At 29.5% G+C, this 24,266-nt stretch carries 16 protein-coding genes; 14 read left to right on the top strand and 2 right to left on the bottom strand.

The genetic code is table 11. The features are described 5' to 3' along the window. Positions 1-277: 277 nt before the first annotated feature. Positions 278-9,523 carry an SNF2-related protein gene (locus ASHG_RS03055; RefSeq protein WP_392389269.1) on the top strand — a complete coding sequence of 3,082 codons (9,246 nt, stop codon included), beginning with the start codon at positions 278-280 and terminating at the stop codon, positions 9,521-9,523. Positions 9,524-9,556: 33 nt separating this feature from the next. After that, positions 9,557-10,699 (top strand): single-stranded DNA-binding protein, encoded by a 1,143-nt coding sequence (locus tag ASHG_RS03050; protein WP_040397451.1) that lies wholly within the window; start codon positions 9,557-9,559, stop codon positions 10,697-10,699. Between the two features lie 130 nt (positions 10,700-10,829). Here ASHG_RS03050 and ASHG_RS03045 read toward each other — a convergent pair whose 3' ends face one another. Beyond that, positions 10,830-12,200: a relaxase/mobilization nuclease domain-containing protein gene (locus ASHG_RS03045; RefSeq protein WP_040397450.1), complete on the bottom strand. Its 1,371-nt coding sequence runs from the start codon at positions 12,198-12,200 to the stop codon at positions 10,830-10,832. Then, positions 12,200-12,568: a plasmid mobilization protein gene (locus ASHG_RS03040; RefSeq protein WP_040397449.1), complete on the bottom strand. Its 369-nt coding sequence runs from the start codon at positions 12,566-12,568 to the stop codon at positions 12,200-12,202. The genes ASHG_RS03045 and ASHG_RS03040 overlap by 1 nt, the downstream gene beginning before the upstream one ends. 548 nt (positions 12,569-13,116) lie before the next feature. Between ASHG_RS03040 and ASHG_RS03035 the strand changes: the two genes are divergently transcribed. From ASHG_RS03035 to ASHG_RS02985, 12 genes are all read left to right on the top strand, one after another. After that, on the top strand, positions 13,117-13,509 hold the full coding sequence (locus tag ASHG_RS03035; RefSeq protein WP_040397448.1) for a metal-dependent transcriptional regulator: 393 nt from the start codon (positions 13,117-13,119) through the stop codon (positions 13,507-13,509). A 195-nt stretch (positions 13,510-13,704) separates the two neighbouring features. Continuing rightward, positions 13,705-15,066, top strand: coding sequence for a salicylate synthase (locus ASHG_RS09320; RefSeq protein ID WP_040397446.1), 1,362 nt, complete (start codon positions 13,705-13,707; stop codon positions 15,064-15,066). A gap of 3 nt (positions 15,067-15,069) precedes the next feature. Beyond that, positions 15,070-15,345 carry a hypothetical protein gene (locus ASHG_RS09315; RefSeq protein ID WP_244264243.1) on the top strand — a complete coding sequence of 92 codons (276 nt, stop codon included), beginning with the start codon at positions 15,070-15,072 and terminating at the stop codon, positions 15,343-15,345. Next, complete coding sequence (gene aroB, locus ASHG_RS03025) at positions 15,323-16,120, top strand: 3-dehydroquinate synthase (protein ID WP_244264242.1); 798 nt, start codon at positions 15,323-15,325, stop codon at positions 16,118-16,120. The genes ASHG_RS09315 and aroB overlap by 23 nt, the downstream gene beginning before the upstream one ends. Positions 16,121-16,134: 14 nt before the next feature. Next, entirely contained in the window at positions 16,135-17,409 is a 1,275-nt protein-coding gene (gene aroA / locus ASHG_RS03020; RefSeq protein WP_040397444.1) for a 3-phosphoshikimate 1-carboxyvinyltransferase, read from the top strand. Next, on the top strand, positions 17,396-18,475 hold the full coding sequence (aroC, locus tag ASHG_RS03015) for a chorismate synthase (RefSeq protein ID WP_040397442.1): 1,080 nt from the start codon (positions 17,396-17,398) through the stop codon (positions 18,473-18,475). Before aroA ends, aroC begins: the two co-directional genes overlap by 14 nt. A 22-nt stretch (positions 18,476-18,497) precedes the next feature. Then, a complete protein-coding gene (locus ASHG_RS03010; RefSeq protein WP_040397441.1) occupies positions 18,498-19,739 on the top strand; it encodes a shikimate kinase in 1,242 nt (413 codons plus the stop codon). Further along, positions 19,717-20,145 (top strand): type II 3-dehydroquinate dehydratase, encoded by a 429-nt coding sequence (gene aroQ, locus ASHG_RS03005; protein WP_004837826.1) that lies wholly within the window; start codon positions 19,717-19,719, stop codon positions 20,143-20,145. The genes ASHG_RS03010 and aroQ overlap by 23 nt, the downstream gene beginning before the upstream one ends. A 15-nt stretch (positions 20,146-20,160) precedes the next feature. Further along, positions 20,161-21,129, top strand: a complete 969-nt coding sequence (aroF, locus tag ASHG_RS03000; protein WP_004837825.1) for a 3-deoxy-7-phosphoheptulonate synthase — start codon at positions 20,161-20,163, stop codon at positions 21,127-21,129. A 120-nt stretch (positions 21,130-21,249) separates the two neighbouring features. Further along, positions 21,250-21,990, top strand: a complete 741-nt coding sequence (locus tag ASHG_RS02995; protein WP_051145868.1) for a thioesterase II family protein — start codon at positions 21,250-21,252, stop codon at positions 21,988-21,990. Position 21,991: 1 nt separating this feature from the next. Then, positions 21,992-22,678, top strand: a complete 687-nt coding sequence (locus ASHG_RS02990) for a 4'-phosphopantetheinyl transferase family protein (protein ID WP_002842315.1) — start codon at positions 21,992-21,994, stop codon at positions 22,676-22,678. After that, the gene (locus ASHG_RS02985; RefSeq protein ID WP_002842342.1) at positions 22,675-24,261 is read left to right on the top strand and encodes a (2,3-dihydroxybenzoyl)adenylate synthase; all 1,587 of its coding nucleotides are present in this window, start codon (positions 22,675-22,677) and stop codon (positions 24,259-24,261) included. The genes ASHG_RS02990 and ASHG_RS02985 overlap by 4 nt, the downstream gene beginning before the upstream one ends. Positions 24,262-24,266 lie beyond the last annotated feature (5 nt).

Here is a 24,266-nt window from a genome sequence, read left to right as displayed (position 1 = left end):
TCATGGAGGAAATCATGAAGATGGAAGATTGGCAGTAATAGCAGAATTTTCTAAGGGTAAATCTTTAGAAGAACAGGCAAACTTTTTGAAAGAAATATATAGGGGAGCCAATGGTCTTGAAATTGAAGGAAGAAAGATATCTGCATGGTTTGGAAAGGAAGGAGCAATTTTTAAAGATGGAGATGAGGCAAGATATAGAGAAGGGCAAATAGTTTCTTGGAAACATTTAGCTAATAATATTAATGATTTATTAAATAGAGGAGAATTTGCTAGCAACGTGGAGGTTATAGAAAGTGCCACATATGAAAGAGAAAAAATAGCAGAAAAATTATTGTATTTAAAGAGAGATCTTTCTGATGAAACTAAGGACAGATATTTAGCGATTCTTAATGATATAAAAGGAAGAGGCTTCCCAGATGAAAAAGAAAATCTCGGGAAAAAACTTGAAGATAAAAATTTTATAAATAAACTCAGAAAAGAATACGAGGTATTTTTAGAAGAATATAAGATTAATCCTGATATTTTAAGATTTCATCATTATAAATTATCTAGAATCTACAATGATATCAATGATCTAGAAATAGAAAGAAAATTATATAGGTCAAATTTAAAGGATATTGCACCTATTCAGAGTTTCATAACACAAGATGAGATAGATGAAAACTTAAAAAGAGGAAGTGGGTTTTCTGATGGAAAGAAAAGAATATATGAATTTTTCACTAAAAAGCATGATTTGAAAGAACAAGCAGACTTCTTGAAAAATGAATATGGCGTAGGTGGAAGTTCTCATGCACTATCTGCTGCAAGAGAAAGTAGTGAGTGGCACGATGCGAAGGGAATAAAATATAATAAAGGTAATGCAAAAGAAATACTACTATCTTGGTCTAATGTTTCAAGAAGAATTAATGACCTTATTAAAAAGAATAGATATATAGATGAAGAAAGTTTTGAAGAAAATAGGGAGAAAAAAACAGATCAGGAAATCAATAAAACAGAAAAAGAAAGCCAGGAGTATATAAATTATCAAGATGATTTGCCTCCAACTGATAATGATGTATATATAGAAAGAACAAATAATAGTTCTATATATTATTATCAAGGACAGTCTGTAGCAAGTATAGGTGATGATGGAAAACTTATCATTTATGATGAATTTATACCAAACTTTTTAAAAGAAGATATATATTCCATAGCCTTTGAAAAACAATTAGATATACCATTAGACCAGTTAGACGATGGAATTATTCTTGAGGGAATACATGACACTTTTTATATTAAAGAAAAGGAAGAAATAGAAGGAAGAGAATATTACCTTTTAGAAAGTCAAAGTCGATATGATGATATTCCAAATATTGTAGTTAATTCTAACAAAGAAGTTATAGATGATGATATAGTAAATGGGTTTGAAGAATTTAAGGAATTTTATACTAATAAAAATAAAGAGAATATAGGTTTTGATTTAGATAGCCATATAAAAGATGATTATTGGATAATTGAGTTTAAAGAGGGTTCAAGTCTAATAGAAAAAGATTATGCAGGACAAAGGCTGACTAAAGAACTATTAGATGAAATAAGGGAAATAGATGAAAAGATAAGACTTCATAATAAGACCTTAGGAGAAGATGAGTATGGTCAGATGACTGATAAGTGGGAGGGGTATTCCAAATTCTATTTTAACCATATAGTAGATGGAGAAATAGTTGATCACTATAAGATGGACATAGGTGATGTGAACGAGATCAACCAAAGAGACTTTGAATTTCTTTATGAACAAATAGGAAAAAATCAGATAGAACTTAATCAAACTATAGAAGAAAATAAGATAGATGAAAAAATAATTTCCATAGACCAAATTGAAGATATACTTTTCGATGTATTAGTTAAGGATAAAGTTTTAGAAAATGAAATTATAAAGGCAAGAGATAACTTAGGAAATAATACCTTAGCAAGTTTTAATTCTGTATTTCAAAGAGAATATGCGAAAATCATGAGAGAAGTTGCCGATAAGCAGGGAAATCTTCCAGATGATATGAAGTCAATAGATAAGGTTAAAGAATTAGGCATTAGAATAGAACATAGATATAGAGAATATTTAAATAATTCACTTGAAAACAATATAGAAGATGATAAGGAGATACTCTCTATAAAAGTGGGAGATATAGTTAAAACAGAGGATAATAAATATTTAAAAATAAAAAATATTTCCAGTGGATATGATAATAACCATAATCAAATAACATATTATTCATATGATGCCTATTTTGATAAGGACTTAAAACTATTCTCACATTCCTTTAAAGAAAGGGATTTAAAAGCTTTAGAAGTATTAAGAAATGAAGTAGAAGAAAAATTAACAAAAGAGATAGTAGAAGATAAAATAGCAGTAAAAGTAGGAATTTATTACGCTTTAGTAGATAAAGAGAAAACAAAGGATATAGAACTAGAAGAGACAGGAATTAGAGTTTATCCAAGAAAGGAAAACTCACAAGGAAAGATCTATACTTTATATAAAGGGAAATCTTTTGAAGATAGCAAAAAAATAGACAGTTTGTTTGATGAAATTACTGCCAAAATGAAAGAAGCAAACCTTACAAATTTAAATGATGTATTAGAATTGGAAAGGGAAGGTTTATTTGAAATTACTGATGATAAAGTTACAAAATTTGAGGAAGGCTATGATATAGATGTTCAAAGCTTTAATCAGCAATTTCCAGATTATTATAATGATATATATGTTTTTAATAAAAATCTTGAAATCAATGGAGCATATCAAAATTTAGCACATATAAATGAAGAAAATAAAATTACTTTTAATATAAATTTATCGCAAGAAGAAAAATCCAAAATTGAAGAAATAAGAGATAAAAAAGAAGTTATTTCCAAGTTAATAGATAAGGATATCAAAGAAAAAAGAGAATACTATTTTGATCCTCAAAATGAAGAATACTTACTACTATCAAAGAAAATAGAAGATGGATTATTAAAAAAACCAGAAAATATTATAGATGGAAAAGAAGGGTATAAGGTAGAGCTAATCTTAGATGTTAAGGGGAAATCTCTTAAACAAAATTTACGATACAATGGGTATATTTTAAATTCTAATCAAGCTATAAAATATAAAAGTTATAAGGACATATTAAGTAACTTACCTTATTTACTTGATGATAAACATAGAGAAGTGCTTTTAAATGGATATTTAAATCAGCAAATTGAAAATGATAGAACAAGACAAGAAGAAAATCCATTTAAAGAAGGTATGAATGTTAGATACAAAGGAAAAGAATACACTATAACTGCCATTAACGATACTACAAGTCCTAAAACTATAGAACTAGAAGATAGCACAGGACTAATGAATGGTTTTATTACCGGAAGCGAAATAATTCTTTTTAATGACTACAAAGATCTTGATTTGGAAGTTATAAAAAAAGAGGAATTAATTCCGTTAGAAATAGAAGATTATAGTCTTTTAGGCTTACCAGTTCAATTTAGAAACAAGGAATATTTAATTAAAGAAAATGAATTTAATGAAGCTGGAATGGGTAGATTAGCTTTAAGTACAATAGATAAGAGTGGTATTACTGAAGTAATATATAGTAGAGAAAGACCTGTTTCTAATATTTTTGTAAGAAAGGAAGATTTAGAAGAATATAAATCTAGTGAAAAAGATATATTAAGTAAAAAACAATCTATCAATAAAGAGGAATTAGTAGAACAAATTAGCTTTGAAGATATTGACAATAATAACGAAGAAAAAGTTAAAAAAGACAATTCAAGGCTTTTACATAAAAGCCTTGATGTAATAAATAATAAATCTTCTCTTGTTGCTGATCAGTTTATAGTAAGAGTAGATAATGAAAAGGAAGAATTTTTAGTATATAGTTCGTCTAATCCAAAAAATTATAGGGAATTTACTCTACCTTTTTCTTACCTCAAAGGAATTGACAAAATTGACGGAGATGGTAATTCATTAAAATTAACCACTCATAGAAAAGAAACTATTGATAAGAAGTTAGAAGAATATAAGGAATGGAAAGAAAATAATGATTTAATAAGGACTGATAGAGAAAATATAGAAGGGGTTTCTGAAGTTTCTTTAGAAAACTATAAAATTATTAATGAAGAAGAAAACCTACCACCTTCACAGAGATTAAAAAACAACATTGAAGCTATAAATGTCTTAAAGGTTTTAGAAAAAGAAAATAGAAGTGCAAGAAAAGATGAACAGGAAATTTTGGCAAAATATATCGGCTGGGGAGGACTTTCTGATGTATTTGATGAAGAAAAGGAAGGTCAATGGCTTGATGCAAGAAACTTTTTAAAAGAAAATCTAACTGGGGAAGAATATAATAGGGCAAGAGAATCAACCCTAACAGCTTTTTATACGCCGAAAGTAGTTATAGACTCTATCTATGAAAGTCTTTCTAATCTTGGCTTTGAAAAAGGAAATTTATTAGAACCAAGTGCTGGGACAGGGAGATTTATAGGAAATCTACCTGAAGAAATGAAAGAGTCAAACTTTTATGGAGTTGAATTAGATAGGATTAGTGGACAAATTGCTAAAGAACTTTACCCTAATGCCAATATACAAATAAAAGGATTTGAAGAAACCAAATTTTCTAATAACCTATTTGATGTGGCCATAGGAAATATTCCTTTTGGAGAATTTAAAGTAGCAGATCGTGAGTATGAAAGAAATAACTTTCTAATTCACGATTATTTTTTTGCTAAAACTTTAGATAAGGTTAGAGATGGCGGCATCATTGCATTTATAACATCTTCAGGAACAATGGATAAAAAAAGTGAAGATGTTAGAAGATATATATCAGAAAGGGCGGAGTTCTTAGGAGCAATACGACTACCTAATAGAACATTTAAAGGAGTAGCAGGTACAGAAGTAACTTCAGATATAATCTTTTTAAAAAAGAGAGATAGGCTATTAAAGCTAGATGAAGACTGGGTAAAGCTAGATGAAAACGAAAAAGGACTAATATATAATAAATACTTTGTAGATAATCCTCAGATGGTAATAGGGACTATGGAAGAAATACCGTCAAGATTTGGGACAAGCCTTGCATGTATTGAAAATAAAGATATTTCTTTAGAAGAAGGACTAAAAAAAGCCATTAAAAATATCCAAGGTATGTATGAAGAAGCTCAAATAAATGATGATTTAGGAGAAGAAACAATACCAGCTGATGATAGTGTTAAAAACTATTCTTTTGCTTTAGTGGATGATGAAATATATTTTAGAGAAAATTCAATTATGCAAAAAATATCTTTAAACGAAAAGGATAAAGATAAGGTAAAAGAATATTTAAGATTAAATGAAAGTTTAAGGAAAGTTATAACCTATCAAAGAGAAGACTATTCAGATGAAGATATAAAAAAAGAACAAGAAAATCTAAATAAATTCTACGATGATTTCAATAGCAAACATGGAAGACTAAATTCAAAAACCAATAAAAAGTTATTTAGAGAAGATGCCAATTTTTCTTTAATTTCAACTTTGGAGAAATTAGATAAAGAAGGCAACTTTATAGGAAAATCTGATATCTTTAACAAGAGAACTATAAAAAAAGCTGTAATAATAGATCATACAGATAGGGCAATAGATGCTCTGGTACTCTCTATTAGTCAAAAAGGTAAAATAAATTTTGATTATATGGAAGAATTGACAGGAAAAACAAGAGATAAATTAATAGAAGAATTAAAGGGAGAAATATTTTTAAATTTAGATTCCTTTGAACCTAATGATATAAATCCATTTAAGTCTGCTAATGAGCTAGGAGATTTTTCAAGACCTTACGTAAGTGCTGATGAATACTTGTCAGGAAATATAAGAGATAAAATTAAAGTTGTAGACTCTTATATTAAAAATATTGAAAGAGAATTAGAAAAGGAAGAAAATTCAGCAGATAGAGAGGTGTTAGAAGAAGAGTTAAAAAAGTTACATTTTCAAAAAGCAAAACTAATGGAAGTTATGCCTAAAGCACTAGATGCAAGTGAAATTACAGTTAGAATGGGCGCAACATGGATACCGGAACAAGATTACAAAAAATTTATGTTTGACTTGTTGAAAACACCAGTTTCATCAAGGTGGAATATAGATATTAAGTATTCTGACTTTACAGGAGAGTATAGAGTTGAAGGAAAAAGCTCTGATAGGGACAATGACCTTGCTTCTTTTACCTATGGTACAAATAGGGTAAATGCCTATAAATTGATAGAAGATACTTTAAATTTAAGAGATACTAAGGTATTTGACCAAGTAGAAGACAGTGATGGAAAGAAAAAATCTGTGCTTAATCAAAAAGAAACAATGCTTGCAAGAAGTAAGCAAGAGATGATAAAAGAAGAATTTAAAAGCTGGATATTTGATGATGTGGAAAGAAGAAATAGATTAGTAGAAGATTATAACGAAAGATTCAATTCCATAAGACAAAGGGAATATGATGGATCTAATCTTACTTTTGAGGGAATGAATCCTGAAATAGAATTAAGAGCACATCAAAAAGATGCCATAGCAAGAGGTTTGTTTGGTGGAAATACTTTACTTGCCCATGAAGTAGGAGCAGGAAAAACCTTTGAAATGATAGGTATAGCCATGGAGTCAAAAAGACTTGGAATGAGTAATAAGTCAATGTTTGTTGTTCCTAACCACATTGTAGAGCAATTTGGAAGAGAATTTAATGAACTTTATCCAGGAGCTAATGTATTATGTGCTACAGAAAAAGATTTTACACCAGATAGAAGAAAAAGATTTTGTAGTCGTATTGCTACAGGAAGTTTTGATGCTGTTATTATAGGGCACAGTCAATTTGAAAAAATTCCTATATCAAAAGAAAGACAAGAATATGAATTGCAAGGTCAAATTGATGAAATCATTGACTATATAGATGAATATAAAAGAGAAAGGGATCAAAGATTTACTGTAAAGCAATTAGAAAAAACAAAGAAAAAATTAGAGACAAAGTTAGAAAAACTAAATGCTGATTATAAGAAAGATGACGTTGTAACCTTTGAGGAACTGGGAGTAGATAAGTTATTTGTAGATGAAGCCCACGCATACAAAAACCTCTATCTATTTTCTAAAATGAGGAATGTAGCAGGAATTACTTCTACAGATTCACAAAAATCATCAGATATGCTTATGAAATGCCGCTATATGGATGAAATTACTAATAATAAAGGATTAGTATTTGCCACAGGTACACCAGTAAGCAACAGTATGGCTGAACTTTATACCATGCAGAGATATTTACAGTATGATGAATTAAAAAAGATGAAATTGCAACATTTCGATTCTTGGGCGTCTACTTTTGGAGAAACAATAACGGCAATAGAATTAAATCCTGAGGGTAATGGTTATAGGAGTAAAACCAGATTTGCAAAATTTTATAATCTTCCTGAACTTATGAATACTGTAAAAGGATTTATGGATATTAAAACAGCTGATGTTTTAAATCTTCCTACACCAATTGCCCATTATGAAACTATAAAAACAAAGCCTACCGAAGAACAAAAAGAAATTCTTGAAACTTTTTCCGAGAGAGCAGATAAGGTTCGTGATAAGCAGGTAGATTCAAGTGTTGATAATATGCTATTAATAACAAATGATGGGAAGAAGATGGCATTAGATCAAAGATTAATCAATCCTTTACTTCCTGATAATCCTAATAGTAAGGTAAATACCTGTATAAAAAATGTATTTAGCATTTGGGATAAATATAAAGATAAAAAATCTGCTCAATTAATATTTTGTGATATGTCTACACCAAGTAGTGATTTTAATATCTATGATGATATTAAAACAAAACTTATAGATATGGGAGTACCTGAAAATGAAATAGAATTTATTCATAAGGCGAAAAACAATATGGAAAAAGACGCTATCTTTGATAAGGTAAGAAAGGGAGAAATAAGAGTCTTACTTGGTTCAACACAGAAAATGGGAGCAGGTACTAATGCCCAAGACAAACTAATTGCAATTCACGATCTTGATATACCATGGAGACCTGCTGATCTTTCTCAAAGGGCAGGCAGGATTGTGAGGCAGGGAAATGAGAATAATGAAGTCCATATATTTAGATATGTAACAGAAAATACTTTTGATGCCTACCTATTCCAAACCTTAGAGAATAAACAAAAATATATTTCCCAAATTATGACGTCAAAGACTCCTGTAAGAGTTGCAGAAGATGTAGACGAAGCCACATTAAACTATGCCGAAATAAAAGCTCTTGCAACAGGAAATCCATTAATAAAGGAGAAGATGGACCTTGATGTTGAAGTTTCTAAACTTAAAATGCTAGAGTCCAATTTTAAATCAAATCTTTATAAGCTGGAAGATAAAGTAGTTAAATTTTATCCAAAGGAAATAGAAAGATTAAAAGAAAGGATAGAGAACTTAAAGGAAGATATTAAAAATGTTGAGCCTTATAGAGAAGTAGATAAAAATTTAAAAGAAGATAATAAATTTACCTCTCTAATTATTGACGGAAAGAAGTATATAGATAAGAAAATAGCTGGAGAGTTTTTGTTGAACAAAATTAAGGGAGTTAAAATATATAGGGAAATGGATAAAGATGGAGAAAAAATAGGTGAATATAGAAATTTTGATTTATCCATAAAATATGATTCTTTTTTCAATAAATATAACTTTATATTAAAAGGTAAGGGAGAATATAGAGGAGAGTTTGGAACAGATGAAATAGGTAATATAACAAGAATGGATAATGTATTAGATAAATTACCAGAAAGATTAGAAAATACAATTTCAAAACTAAAAGATACAGAAGAGCAATTTCAAACAGCTAAAATTGAAATACAAAAGACATTTCCACAAGCTGATCTTTTAAAGGATAAGACACTAAGACTTGCAGAAGTAAATAATTTACTAGATATGGGAAAAAGTGAAGATATAAGCCAAGATAATCCATTACTAGAAGAAGTAAAGGAAGAATTGATAGACTTCCTTAACAGAGAATATGATGAAGAAAACAGGTTAGAGGACTTTGATACTATATTTCCTGACTTAACAGATATAGGAATAGCTTATACAACTACACCAGATGAAAAACATGAAATACAGGTAAGTTTAGATTTAATAAATTACAAGATGAACACCTATGTAGATAAGAACCTAATTGACAGCTTTCAATACACCTATGATCCCTTAGATGCAAGTGATTTAAAAGAGCTAGTACAGATAAAGACATCTATTGGCTTTTGGAATTTTAGTGAGCTTGTATCAGTAAATGAAGAAAAACTGAGAGAAGTAATGGGATTTGAAATAGATGATGATGGCAACTTCTATGACCCATTATCTAAAGATATGGATTTAGATGGAATAATAGATAGAAATGATGCTGACTTTAGAGATAGTAAAGTTCAGGAAATAGGGGATTTTGAAAGGAAAGAAAAAACATCTATTATGGATAAATTAAAGGAATATAAGGGGAATTTAGCAGTAAATAATAATATAAAAGAAATAAATAATAGTGAACCATGTGGCAGATAAAGCTTTAAATGAGATTATTAGAGGAAAAAGAATATGGAATTTGATAGATATAGCTTTAATGAATTTATTCGAGAAAATTTTTCTTTTGATGGTGCTACTCAGAGAATAATTAACAATATAGTTGAATATGGAATTAAAAATTTTGCCACTTCAGAAGATAAATTAGTTGAACTTATTCAGACTACAATCGATGATCCAACAGTTGAAGAAATAAAACAATTTATTATTAGTGATGGAAAGGAAGAAGAAATAAAAGATTTAACAGATAAGAGAGAGAAAAATAGAAATGGAGGAATAAAAATGAATATAAAAAAGGGAAATGTAATTGAAACTGAATTTGGAGACACTATGGTATTGGATGTGAAAGATAATCAAGCTACCTTATTTGACGGAAATCAATTTATTTTAGCCACAGGAGTAGAGTTTAATAAAGAAAGTGGAAAGTATGAATGGAATTCTGTTAGATACGCAAGTGATATAAAAACAATAGCAAATATGGAAAATACAAATTTTGAAAGCATGAAAAATACAATAGATTTTTTAGCAGAATATAATCATAAAGAATTTGTAAAAGGTATTATATCTCTTGAAACAGGAGTAGAAAATGAAAATGTTCTTAATAATGCCTATGATAATTATATGAACGATTCAGTTATGGGTCTTATTGATGAAAAGTTTATTGAATATATAGACGAAGAAGAGTTAAAAGAAAATTTAGAAGCTAATCAAGAACAAGGAGATAAAGAGATGAAAGATATAGATAATAAAGAAAAGGATACAGTAAATATAGATGGAAATATAGCAACTGATATAGAAATTAAAGATTTAAAATCGAAAGATGGGAGGGACTTTAAAGTAGCCTCCTTTTCTATTGCTGAAAATGACAAGGAAGGAAATGCAAAATTCATCAGCTGCTACGCCTATAATGACAAAATCAATCAAGTAAAAAATTTGAAAAAAGGAGATTTTGTACACCTATTTGGAAAAGAAAAGAAAAGTATGGGAAAGGATAATAAGGAATACACAAGTCTAAAAGTATACTCTGCAAAGTTATTAAAAGCTAAAGAGCATACAAAAGCAAAAGCATCAACAATAGGGAAATTAAAGGAATTTAAGACTAAAGGGGATATGAAAGTGGATGAAAATAAGAAAAAGGATAATAGCATAGAAAGGTAAAAGATTATAGGGGGCAGGTTTTAGTCTGCCTCCTATATTTTTTTATTGGTTGTCTTTAAGGAAAAATGATGGGTTATATTGAAAAAATATCAGCTCAAAATCTATCCGAAGAAGCTGATACACCAGATCCTTACTTATACAATTCATTATAAATATACTTATCAGTATTCTTTCTTAATTGAGTCAATTCATTTATCAATATATTCTCGTTGGCGTAGTCATCCATAAGAATATCTTTTTTATTTTTGTATTCATCATATAATTTTGACAACTCTTTTATACTTAGATTTTTATATTGACACTTTTCTAAAGCATTTATTGCTTTTTCATATGCGATAATTTGAGGCTTATATTCACTATAAAAATCTTTATCATTTGGATTTTCTTTATAGGTTTTATAGATAACCTTATTTATTTTTATTGTGTTAATGTCTTCAATAGCTACGTAAATTTCGCTCATAACTTTTTCAACATCTTTAATTTTATTTAGGATTTCTTGCCTATTAACAGCCTCTTCTTGGAGTTTAGTTTCCAAATCCATACTAGATGATAGACCGTATTTTCTAAGCTGATTTAAGGTCTTCGCCATAGTATTCATGTTATGCTTTCTTGCCCATATTTCATAACCTTTAGAAGATTTAACCTTTTCATTACTTTCTGTGTCTATTATATTATCAAATTTCTTATAAGATTTTTTATCATAACAAATTTTGTTATTTTTGTAATTTTCATTTACCTTATTTTCAATTCTTTCTTTTATTTTCTCTTTTGTATAATCTTTTCCAAGAGTAGTTTCCCTCGCACGAATGAATCGCCCTTTTTCTCCTTGTTTTTTATGTCTGAAAGAAAGATATTTTCCAAGTTTAATTTCATAGCCATATTCTTCCATAAGCTTTAAGAAATTCTCATAGCTATTTGCTTTATTAATAGCATGATCAATAGAAATTTGAAGTTTATGTTTCCAAGATTTTCCTTTATTAAATTCAATATATTCTTTGTAGGATTTACCATTGGTTTTATACTTTTCTTTAAATTTTACATAATCTTCATCTATAACAGAGAGCTTATATTTTCTACATAAATCATCACTATGATTTCTAATTTGGTGGTAAGTTTTTTTGTTACTTTGATATGCTTTACCAGTTTCAAAAGAAACATTATTAAATAGTATATGGTTGTGAATATGCCCCTTATCTATATGGGTAGTAAGAACATATTCATATTTTCCTTTTAAGATTTTATCGCATAGTTCTATTCCTATTTGATGAGCCTCTTCAGCAGTAGTTTCTCCGGGGAAAAAAGATTGAATTAAATGTCTTGCCAAAACTTTTGCTTTAGAATTACATTCTATTTTTGTTTGTTCAAATTCTAAATGAGCAGTTATAGGGTTACAGTTTAGGGAGGAAATTAGAATTTTTTCATCTGTTTTATCACTATTCATAATATAATCAAGTGCCGCTTTTAAAGTGGATTTTATAGGATGAATTTTAGTAATTGCCATTATTCTTTCTCAGTATTTATGCTATTAGAATTAGTAAGAGAGTATATTTTTTTACGCATAGAGAAAATATCTTTTGCTTGATTTTCTAATAAGATTTTTAAATCTTCTACATCATCTTTATATATAATTGATGTAGTATTTACCCTTTTAGCAATTTGATTTATATTATTTGAAGTACGACTTATATTTGTTGACATTTCACGAAAGACATCCATATCTAATACATAAATATCTTTTTCTAAAATACATTTCATAATAAATTGCCTAAGAGTTTTACACTTAGATGCTTTATATTTTTCATTTAGCAATTCTAACTCCTCATCAGATAACATTAAATAGATTCCGTTATTTCTAAATCTACTTGTCATAATTTAACCTCCTCGTATATTGTAGTTGTAATAATAAATACTACATTTTGTTCTCAATCCCTCTTTCTTATGGGATAATAATTATATAGATAGAGCTCGTAGTAAGCTTCCTTGAAGTTCTCTTTCTAATAAATTTATTAATCGAAATAAAAAAGAAAAACCTGTAAATTCAAGTAGGATAACTTGACTTACAGGTTTAATTTATTCTATATATTTCGTCTGGAAATCTCCTGATTTAATTTTTTATTGCTTATATTTTATCATTTTTTGATATAATATTCAAGTTTACTTTGGGGCTATTATAAGCGTTTGTTGCTGAATTTAATTATTATAAATTTAGGGGTTTGGGGATATTCCCCAACAAGTAAAATGGGAAAAAATAAGTGATATAATCGTAGTATTCTTATTTCATTTTTAGTAAGTGCATATGCACTTACTGTGCTTGCTGAATAAGTGTTAAGGGGTTTTAATATATTTGTAATGTTAGAGAATATATTTTATAATTACCTTAATGGGGTATACATTAAAATATAAAAAAGAAAAGGGGTATGATTTTGGGCGTTAAGCTTCACAGAAAAGTTTTTTCTAAGGAACACTATATTGAAGTAATTTATGTTTTATTGAGAGAAAAAGAGGATGTTTATAATAAAGATATTGTTAACTATACGAAGTTAAGCAAACCATCAGTTAGTGTGGCTATAAATAATTTAATAGATGAGGGGTATGTGTACAGGAAATCAATGTCAATAAAGCTAACGGAAAAAGGAGAAAAAATAGGTAAAGAATTATATAATAAACATATTTATTTTTATAATCTATTTTTAGATTTAGGTGTTGAACCTAAACAAGCAAATGAAGAAGCATGTAGTGTTGAACATGTAATATCAAATGAAACATTTAAAAAGATTAAAGCATTTTTAGAAGAAAGCAGTAAAAAATAAGCAAATATTTTCAGTTAGGCAGTTTTAATTAAATTATTAGGTAAATCTAAGTTGATTTAATTATAATTGCTTTTTTTATGTAGAAATTTATACCTCCTTACAAATTTTAAAATTATTTGAAGTGACATATTGATTTTTATAAATAAATATGTTAAAATCAAGTTAGTTAAGACTAACTTGATAAAGGAGGATAATATGCCTAAAATAAACAGAGAAACTTATGGTAAGGCCACTATAGATACTTCAGATAATGACAATCTGAATTCATTTGTGTTAGCGATAAAAATAATAGAAGATATAGCTAATGAAATTCAACCTTATGTGGTGTATGAAAATCTCAATGAAATATCAGTTGCTATAGGAGAATATATTGGAATTGAAGTGTATACAGACAAAATCCTAATAACTGAAAATGGCGATACTGTAGAACATAAGGTAAGCGATCTAAGTGAAGACATGAAGAAGGTTTTCGAAAATATAAACTTTACTGACTGGAGAATGTATGGAATCGCTGATTTTAATTATGCAAAGCATACATTTTTGAAAAATGTGAGTGATAAGGAAGTTTTGTTAAAGATGTTTATTCCAAGAACTGACATTAGAATTTTAGATAGCTCAATAGAAATAAAATCTGTTGATAATATCGACGAAATAATTTCAGCAGTGGAGAAATGTGCAATAAATTCTACTAAAGAAGAGTTGAAAAAAAATACTTCGCCAGTTGCTTTAGAAAAGCTAAAATCAATAGATAGTGAATACTACAAAGAGATTGTTTCTAAAGGAATAGAAGAAATTAATAATGGTAAGTATGATAAGGTTATTTTGTCCAGAAAAATTAAGTTAGAGAAAAAAATCTTGCTAAAAGATAGTTTTTTATTAGGGAGAAAATACAATACCCCTGCACGTTCATATTGTCTGAAAATTGGTGATGTTGAAGTTATAGGTTTTAGTCCAGAAACTGTTGTCGAGGTGGATGAAGAAAAAAAAGTATACACATTTCCTCTAGCTGGAACCAGAGCATTAACAGATGATCCTATAAAGAATAAGGAATTAAAGTGTGAATTATTAAAAGATCCTAAAGAGATTGCTGAACATGCTGTTTCTGTTAAGTTAGCTTTTGAAGAATTAGAAAAAGTTTGTATAAAGGATAGTATATCGGTAGTTAAATTCATGGAGGTTTTGGAGAGGGGTTCAGTTCAGCATCTAGCATCAAGGTTGAAAGGGACGCTTAAAGAAGAATTCAATGAATGGCATGCATTTACTGCTCTTTTCCCGGCAGTTACCGCATCTGGAATACCCAAAGCAGAGTGTATAGATGCTATAGATAGGTTAGAAAAAGACGAAAGAGGATTATATAGCGGAGGCGTACTAACTTATGATCAAAATGGAACAATGGATGTGGCATTAGCTTTAAGAACTGCATTTCAAACAGACAAAGAAACATGGATTCGAGTAGGTGCTGGAATTGTAAAATTATCAAAAGCAGAAAGAGAATTAGAAGAAACTAAAGAAAAAGCAGGAAGCATTTTAGACAAGTTAGTTTATATAGAAGATTAAGAGATGGATATATTTATTAACACTACGCAATCTAAATACAAAATATATTTAGATTGCGTTGCTTTAAAAAACTTAAATGAATTTATTTCAAGCAAAAAACAGTACAAGAACATTATAGTAATAACAGATAGCAATGTGGACCATTTTATAGGCAACAGTTTTAATTTAAAAAATTATAAGCTTTATAAGTATGTTATAGAAGCAGGGGAAAAGTCCAAAAATATAGAAACATACTATAAAAAAAATAATAAGATATTTGACCTCAATAAAAGCGGATAGGCATGATTTAATTATTGCATTAGGTGGTGGGGTAGTTGGTGATTTAGCTGGATTTGTGGCCTCTACTTATATGAGGGGCATAGATTATATTCAAATACCTACTAGTCTTTTAGCTATGGTTGATTCATCCATTGGATCAAAAACGGCAATCAATACAGAAGACGGGAAAAATTTAATCGGAAGTTTTTATAATCCTAGAGCTGTGTTTATAGATTTTACTTACTTAAAAAACCTTCCTCAAAAAGAATTTCTAAATGGACTGTCTGAAACAATTAAAGCTTCGATTATAAAAGATAGAAAACTATTCGAATTAATTATAGAAAGCGATTTAAACAATGAAGAAATAATAAAGAAGATTGTAAAAAGAAGCATTGAAATTAAAAAGGAAATTGTCGAGAGGGATTTAAAAGAAACAAAAGAAAGACAACTTTTAAATTTTGGTCATACAATAGGTCATGCCTTAGAAAAACTAAGCGACTATACCTTACCACATGGCTATGGTGTTGCAATTGGAATGGCAATGATAACTAGAGGATATTACAATATGGGAAAAACAGATGAGAGAACCTATAAAAGAGTAGAAGAAATACTTAGAAAATATCATCTACCAACACATTGTAGTTATAGTGCAGAGGAACTTTACAGCGAAATTTTAAAAGACAAGAAAAGCAATGGAGACAAGATAAATATTATATATCCAAAATTAATAGGTGATTGCAGAATTGATATTGTAGATAAGTCTAACCTATTAGAAGTGTTAAAACATTGCTTATGAAAGGTGGTTGTCGAATGAATGTAAAAATTAAGCCGAATGAAATTAAGGGAAAGATGAAGTCGATACCATCAAAGTCGCTGTTACATCGAGCAATTATATTAAGTGGAATAGCAAAAGACAGAGAAATCATATTAGAACAGGTAAATACAATATCAGAAGATATAGAAGCTACACTTACTTGTATTGAAAAATTAGGAGCTAAAACTAAGGTGGAAGGAGATTCAATTAGAATTACAAGCCTTGGAAACATAAAGAAATCTAAAGTTGAATTACACTGTAAAGAGAGTGGAACAACACTTAGATTACTTTTACCACTTGTAAGTACATTTTCAAAAGAGGCAACAGTAGATTGTTCTGAGGGTCTTAGAAAAAGACCGATTAGAGAATTAATCGAAACGTTAGAAGAATCAGGGTTATATTTCAAGGAAAAGGGATTTCCAATTAACATCTCAGGAAATGTGACCACTGATTTTTTTAAAATTAGTGGTGATATTAGTTCTCAATATGTCAGTGGCTTGCTTTTGCTTTCTTCACTACTAGATCAAAGAAGTTCAATATATCTTACTACTAAATTAGAATCTAGGGCTTATGTAAATATAACAATAAAAGTATTAAGAGATTTTGGAATAATAGTTAATGAGTTAGAAGAGGGTGTATTTGAAATATATGGGGGGAGAGACAAGATACTCCCACCTAAAGAATATCAAATCGAAGGGGATTGGTCTAATGCAGCATTCTTTCTTGTAGGAGGTTGTTTAGGAGACTCAATAAAGATGTCTGGTTTAAATTTAGAATCTAGTCAAGGGGATAAAAAGATAGTTCAAATTCTTAAAAAGGCTGGAGCAATTCTCACCTGTTCTGATGATTTTATAAGTTCTAATAGAAGCCATTTAAACTCCTTTGAAGTAGATTTTTCCGAAACACCTGATTTATTTCCAATTTTATCAGTAGTGGCTGCATTATCAAAAGGACAAAGTATTTTAAAAGGTGGAGAAAGACTAAAACTTAAAGAAAGCAATCGAATAGAAAGTACATTTCAGATGTTAAAAAGTTTAGGGGCAGACGTAAAAAAAAGAGATGATGGACTGATTATTCAAGGGAAGGAAATTTTAGATGGTGGAATTGTGAATTCTTTTAATGACCATAGAATTGTTATGTCAGCAACCATGGCATCTATTAAATGTAAAGAACCTGTCTCGATAGTAAATGCAGGAGCGGTAAAAAAATCATATCCTAATTTTTTTGACGACTTTAAAAAAGTAGGAGGGATCTTTGATGTCATCAGTTAGTATAGGAGAAAACATAAAAATAAGCCTTTTTGGAGAATCTCATGGTTTTGCTATTGGAGGAGTAATAGATGGATTACCTCATGGACAAAAAGTTGATATGGAAAAACTAGACAAATTTATGGCAAGAAGAAAACCAGGTTCTGGGAAATATGTAACTCAAAGAAAAGAAAGAGATGAAATAAAATTTTTATCAGGGATAAAGGATTCTATTATTATGGGAGATCCACTGGCAGTTATTATTGAAAATAATAATATTAGACCGGAGGATTATAAAGCTTTAGCGTATACTCCAAGACCTTCACATATTGATTTTTCAGCTAAGAAAAAATTTGGAGAGCATATAGATTTAATTGGTGGTGGGCATTTCTCGGCAAGGCTAACAGCAATTTTAACTGCTTTTGGAGGTATCGCTAAGCAAATCCTTGAAAGCAAGAATATTCTCGTATCTGCTCACCTATATAGAATTAGAGAAATTCAAGACACAAGACATAATGATATAGAAAACATACAGAAGGCTGTAGAGAAGTCTGAGAATAATAGATATTCCATAATTAATGAGGAAAATATTGAAAAAATTGATAAGGTCCTACAGGAGTTAGTAAAAGAAAAGGATTCTACAGGAGGTATAGTAGAGTGTTCTGTATTTGGCTTACCACCTGGGGTAGGAAACCCTGTATTTGATGGTTTAGAAAATAATATTGCTAAGATGTCTTTTGCCATACCGGGAGTTAAAGGAATAGAATTCGGATCTGGATTTGAGGGTGCTTTGAAATTAGGTTCAGAGAACAATGATAATTTCTATATTGATGAAAGAAAAGAAATAAAGACCAAGACTAACCATGCTGGTGGAATAATTGGTGGAATAAGCAGTGGAATGCCTATAAATTTAAAGGTAGCCTTTAAACCAACTCCATCTATTGGGAAGGAACAAGAAACAGTGAATATACAAACAATGAGCAATACTAGGATAAAAATAAAAGGAAGGCATGATCCTTGTATAGCAATAAGAGGTGTTGTAGTAGTTGAGGCGATAGTGTCTTTAGTAGTATTAGACTATTTATTATAGATAGCAAGTTAGAGGAGCAAGTATGGAATATGGATTACTAGGGAAAAAACTAATTTATAGTTTTTCTCCAATGATACACAAGTATTTTGGGGACTATGAATATGAATTAGTAGAATGTAGTGAAGAAGATATAAGATTAATTTTAAGTGGAAAGAAATTTAAAGGCTTAAACATTACAAATCCATATAAGATAATGGCAAAAGAATATTGTGATAAGTTAGATGAAAGTGCAAGAAAGACAGGTTGTGTAAATACGATAGTAAATAAAAATGGCAGTTTGTATGGATATAATACAGATTATTATGGTTTTTTACACATGATTAAGAAGATAAAATCCATAAAGAAAGAAAGTCCGTTTTCTATCATTGGATCAGGAGCTACAGCAAGGATGAGTAAGGTAGTCCTAGAAGATTTAGAATGTCAATCAATAAAAATAATTTCTAGAGAAGATATAAAAAACCATAATATTGAAGAACTTATTAAAGACACAGAGATACTTATAAATTGTACACCAATAGGAGTTTATCCACTTGTTGATGAAAGCTTTCCTGTAGAAATAAAAAAACTGATTAAATTAAAGCATGTCATTGATTTAAATTATAATCCTTTAAACACGAGGCTGATGATAGAAGCAAATGAACTAGGGTGTAAGGCAAACTCAGGTCTTTCAATGCTAGTTGCTCAAGGGAAAAAAGCTGCGGAAATATTCTTGAGTAAGAAAATAGATGATAGCTTAATAGATGAGGTAGAAAGAAAGATAAGAAAAAGATTATTAAATATCGTATTGATTGGCATGCCAGGTAGTGGAAAAACTGTAATAGGAAGAGAGTTAGCACATAGAATCAACAGGGAATTCGTTGATATTGACAATTGTATTGAAAATCTTCATAAAATGACTATTCAAAAAATAATTGAAAAAAATGGGATACGTTTTTTTCGAGAACTTGAAAAGGAAGTAGTAAGGGAAGAGCTATTATCTTTTTCAAAAGTGTTTTCTACTGGTGGAGGGGTCATTGAGGATAGAGAAAACTGGAGATATCTAAAATACAATTCACAAGTTATTTATATAGAGAGAGATTTAGATCAACTTGACACCAGGGGACGTCCTCTTTCGCAAGGAGGAATAGATAGATTGAATAATATCTATGAGAAAAGAAATCCTATTTATAAAAAACTTTCAGATTATAGGGTTAAAAATAATAAAAGTCTTCTAGAAACAGTAGAGGAGATAGTAAAAGTTTATGAAAAAAATTTTAGTTATTAATGGTCCAAACCTTAATATGTTGGGAATTAGAGAGCCGGAAATCTATGGAGTAAAAACATATGAGGATTTGTGTAGGGAGATCAAAGAATATGCAAATAAGATAAATATTGAAGTGGATACTTTCCAATCTAATCATGAAGGAGAGATAATAGACATAATTCAAAAATCTTATGGTAGATATTATGGAATAGTGATTAATCCAGGCGCCTATACTCATACCAGCATAGCTATTTTAGATGCCTTAAAAGCTGTAGGAATAAGAACGGTAGAAGTTCATTTAACAGACATAATGGATAGAGAGGATTATAGGAAAAAGTCATTTATTTCAGAACATGCTGAGATGACAATCTACGGTAAGGGGTTTGAAGGTTATTTACAAGCCATTGAATCCCTAATTAAAAAGTAGAAAAGGGGTGATAAAATGCAATACATTCTGAAGGGAAAAAAAGACTTTAAAGCATGTGTGGAATACTTAAAAAAAGAAGATATTCTATTTCAAGATTATGATATTAAAGATTATTATATCATCAATGTTTTTGATAATACTTTATGTTCAAAGATAGAAAATGAGGAAGAAGCTTTTCTAAATACAAAAGATATTTCTATTGAGAATGGATATTTAGTAACAAAAAGATATAAAGAGAAAACCATAATTGATGTAAAAGGGATCGAAATTGGAGGAGAAGAACCTGTTGTTATTTCAGGACCTTGTTCTGTTGAGTCAGAAGAAATTGTAAGAAATATAGCAATAGGTATAAAAAAAGCAGGAGCAGATATATTAAGAGGAGGAGCGTTTAAACCAAGAACATCTCCTTATGAATTTCAGGGCTTAGGTAGAAAGGGAATAGACATTCTTAATAAGATTGGTAAAGAGCTTGAGATACCTGTAGTAACGGAAATAATGGATATCAGAGAACTGGACTATATGATAGATAAGGTTGATATTTTACAAGTAGGTGCTAGGAATATGTACAATTACTCACTATTAAAAGAATTAGGGAAGCTAGATAAGCCTATTTTACTTAAAAGAGGATTAAGTGCAACGATAAAAGAATTTTTATTAAGTGCTGAGTATATTATGCTTGGTGGCAATGGAAAAGTTATTTTATGTGAGAGAGGAATTAGGACTTACGAAAATTATACAAGAAACACAATGGATATAGCTGCCATATCTTTCTTGAAAAATATTACACATTTACCAATAATCGCAGATCCAAGTCATGCAACAGGAAAGAGGGAACTAATAGGTCCCTTATCTAAAGCTTCAATTTCAGCAGGTGCTGACGGAATCATAATAGAATCTCACTTAAATCCAGAAAATGCTTGGAGCGATGGAAAACAAACAATAGATATATCTAGTTTGAAAACTATAATTAGATTTTGTAAATAGTAAAATATATTTTTATAAAAAATATCAATAGATATTGAAAAATGCTATCAATATATGCTATTATTAAGTTAGCTTAAACTAACAAATGCTAATATTTAATATTTTTCAGGAGGTAATAATTTGAGTAAGTGGTTTGTACATGGCAATGAAATAGGAATACAAGAGAGTAGGAATACCATTTTTATATTTCCCTATGCTGGAGGAGGAGCTTCTTCTTTTAAAAATTGGGGAAGACATTTTAAAAATAGCGGTGTGTATTTTGCTCAATATCCAGGTAGAGAAAATAGGTTTTCTGAAAAAGCTATTAAGGATATCAGAGAATTAGTTGAAGAACTATTTAAAGCTATGAAAACAGTTTTTGACTTTACATCACCATATTATTTATTTGGACACAGCATGGGGACTAAGATAGTTTATGAATTAGCATTGAAAATAAAAGAGAGTGGGCTTCCAAACCCTGAAGGCTTAATTATTTCAGCGGGGAGGGCGCCATGCTATAAAGAGCCAAATCCTATCTACCATTTAGATGATGATGGATTTATAGAAGGATTGAGAAGATATGGTGGAACTCCTGATGAAATATTAGCTAACAAGGATTTAATTGGTATCTTTTTACCTACTTTAAGAGCAGATTTTATCATAGATGAGGACTATCAAGATGAAGAATATAAAAAAGTTGATAGTGATATACTAGGCTTGATGGGAACAATTGATAAGGAAATGAGTTTAGAAGAAATGACTAAGTGGAGTGAATATACGACAAAGAATTTCACATATGAGTACATCGAAGGAGAACATATGTTTATAAACACTTCTGAAGAAGATGTAATTAAAGAATTGAGAAAATATATCAACGATTAGAATGGATACAAAAATTTTACAAGTGTTTAAATTTGATGAAATCGACTGTATTGTTGATAGGTTTTTTGATAATGAAGTAGCTTTATTAACAATTAACACATCTGAATTTAAGGATAAATATTATACAGAAAAATTTTTAAAAAAGGAAGAAATTAAACATGCTCAAGGATTTAAATCAGAGGTAGCAAGGATAAATTATATTGTATCTCGAAGCGTAGTAAATAAAGTTTTTTCCTTTATATTAAGAAAAGATGTTGAAAAAATAGAGGTATTAAATGGAAAGTACAAAAAACCATTTGTTAAAAACAATAAAGGAATAAAGTTCAACATTTCCCATACAGATGGTCTTGTAATAGTTGGATTCTCTCAAGAAGAAATAGGCGTAGATATAGAATGGATAAATAAGAGATTTGAGTACAAAGATATAGTAAATAATTGTTTTACAGATTCAGAAATTGAATATATAGATAAGGATTTCTGCAAATTTTATGAATTATGGACGATTAAGGAAGCTTACTTAAAATGTGATGGTATTGGTCTAATCAGAGATACTAAGGAGATAGAAGTTATAAATATTAGCAAGAATTGGGCTGAGTTAAGAGATAGTAAAGGCTACAATAAACAACTTAGAATGATTAGAGATAATTCAGGGTATATAGGGGCAATTTGCACAACGGAGGAAAAATGAATATAAAAATTAAAGAAAAATTAGAAGACTTCTATGACAAAGAGGTTTGGAATCATTTATCTCTAGGTGATTTTTTAACTAAAGTTTCCAATAAATATAGTGAAAAAATAGCCATCAATGAAAATGGAAACGAGTATTCTTATAAAGAGATTGAAAGTATCTCTAATAGATATGCAAAGGGATTTTTAAAAGAAGGCTTTAAAAAGGGTGATAAAGTTGTATTACAACTACCAAACAGTGCTGAATTGATTTTTGTGGCTTTTGCTCTTTTTAAAATAGGAGTAATTCCAATTATGTCTTTACCAGCTCATAGAAAGACGGAGATTAGTGGAATAATTGAATTATCAGAAGCAAAGGCATATATCGCACAAGATAGGTATTTAGGATTTTCTTATACGGAAATGATTAGAGAAGTTATTAAAGAAAATAGAACAGATATAAAAGTTTTTATTCAGGGAGATAATGAAGAGTTCAGATCTCTAACAGAAATCAAAGCAAATACGCCTATTGAAGAAAATGTGAATGTTGATTATAAAGACATAGGTTTACTATTGTTATCTGGAGGAACAACAGGAATACCGAAATTAATCCCAAGGAGACACTGTGATTACTTATATGTAGCAGAGTATTCGGGACGAAGGTGTGGGTTAACTGAAGAAAGTGTATATTTAGCTGCTTTACCGATGTCTCATAACTTTCCTTTAGGATGCCCTGGAATAATGGGAACATTGTTTTATGGAGGGAAAATAGTGATTTGCCCTACTACAAGCCCTGATGAGATAATACCGTTAATTGAAGAAGAGAGAGTTACAATTACTGGATTAGTTCCTGCCATGGCTAATATGTGTATAGAGTTTTTAGAAATGGATGAATATGATATATCCTCTTTAAAATTGATTCAGATTGGTGGTTCTGTTTTAGACCAAATTACAGCCAAGAAAATCGAGAGAGGTTTTTCTTGTAAGCTTCAGCAAATTTTTGGAATTGCTGAAGGTTTAATATCAACTACAAGTTTAGATGATGATAGTGAAACTATATACAATACACAAGGTAAACCAATAAGTGAATATGATGAGGTATTGATTGTTGATGAAGAAGGGAAAGAATTACCTGTAGAGGAGTATGGAGAACTTATAGTTAGAGGCCCATATACAATTTATGGTTATTATAATTTAGATGAAATTAATAAGAACTGTATAACTGAAGATTGTTACTTCAAAACAGGTGATAAAGCTAGAAAGCTTAAAGATGGTAATTTTCAAATTGTAGGAAGGCTAAAAGAAATGATCAATAGAGCTGGAGAAAAAATAACCCCTACAGAGCTAGAAGAAATTCTATTAACTCACGATAAAATTGTAGAAGTACAAGTTGTAGGAATTCCAGATCAAATTTTAGGAGAAAAAATAGGAGTTTTTGTCCTTTCAGGAGATAACGAGATTACTCTAAATGAAATCAGAACATTTCTAAAAGAGCATGGAGTAGCCCATTTCAAATTACCAGATTTAGTTAAAAAGGTTGATGCTTGGCCATTGACAAGCGTTGGTAAGATAAGTAAAGAAACACTTAGAAAATCTGCCTTATAGGAGGA

Origin of the sequence: Anaerococcus senegalensis JC48, assembly GCF_000321005.1 — a bacterium.
GTDB lineage: Bacteria > Bacillota > Clostridia > Tissierellales > Peptoniphilaceae > Anaerococcus > Anaerococcus senegalensis.
This window is presented reverse-complemented; position numbering and strand designations above follow the sequence as displayed.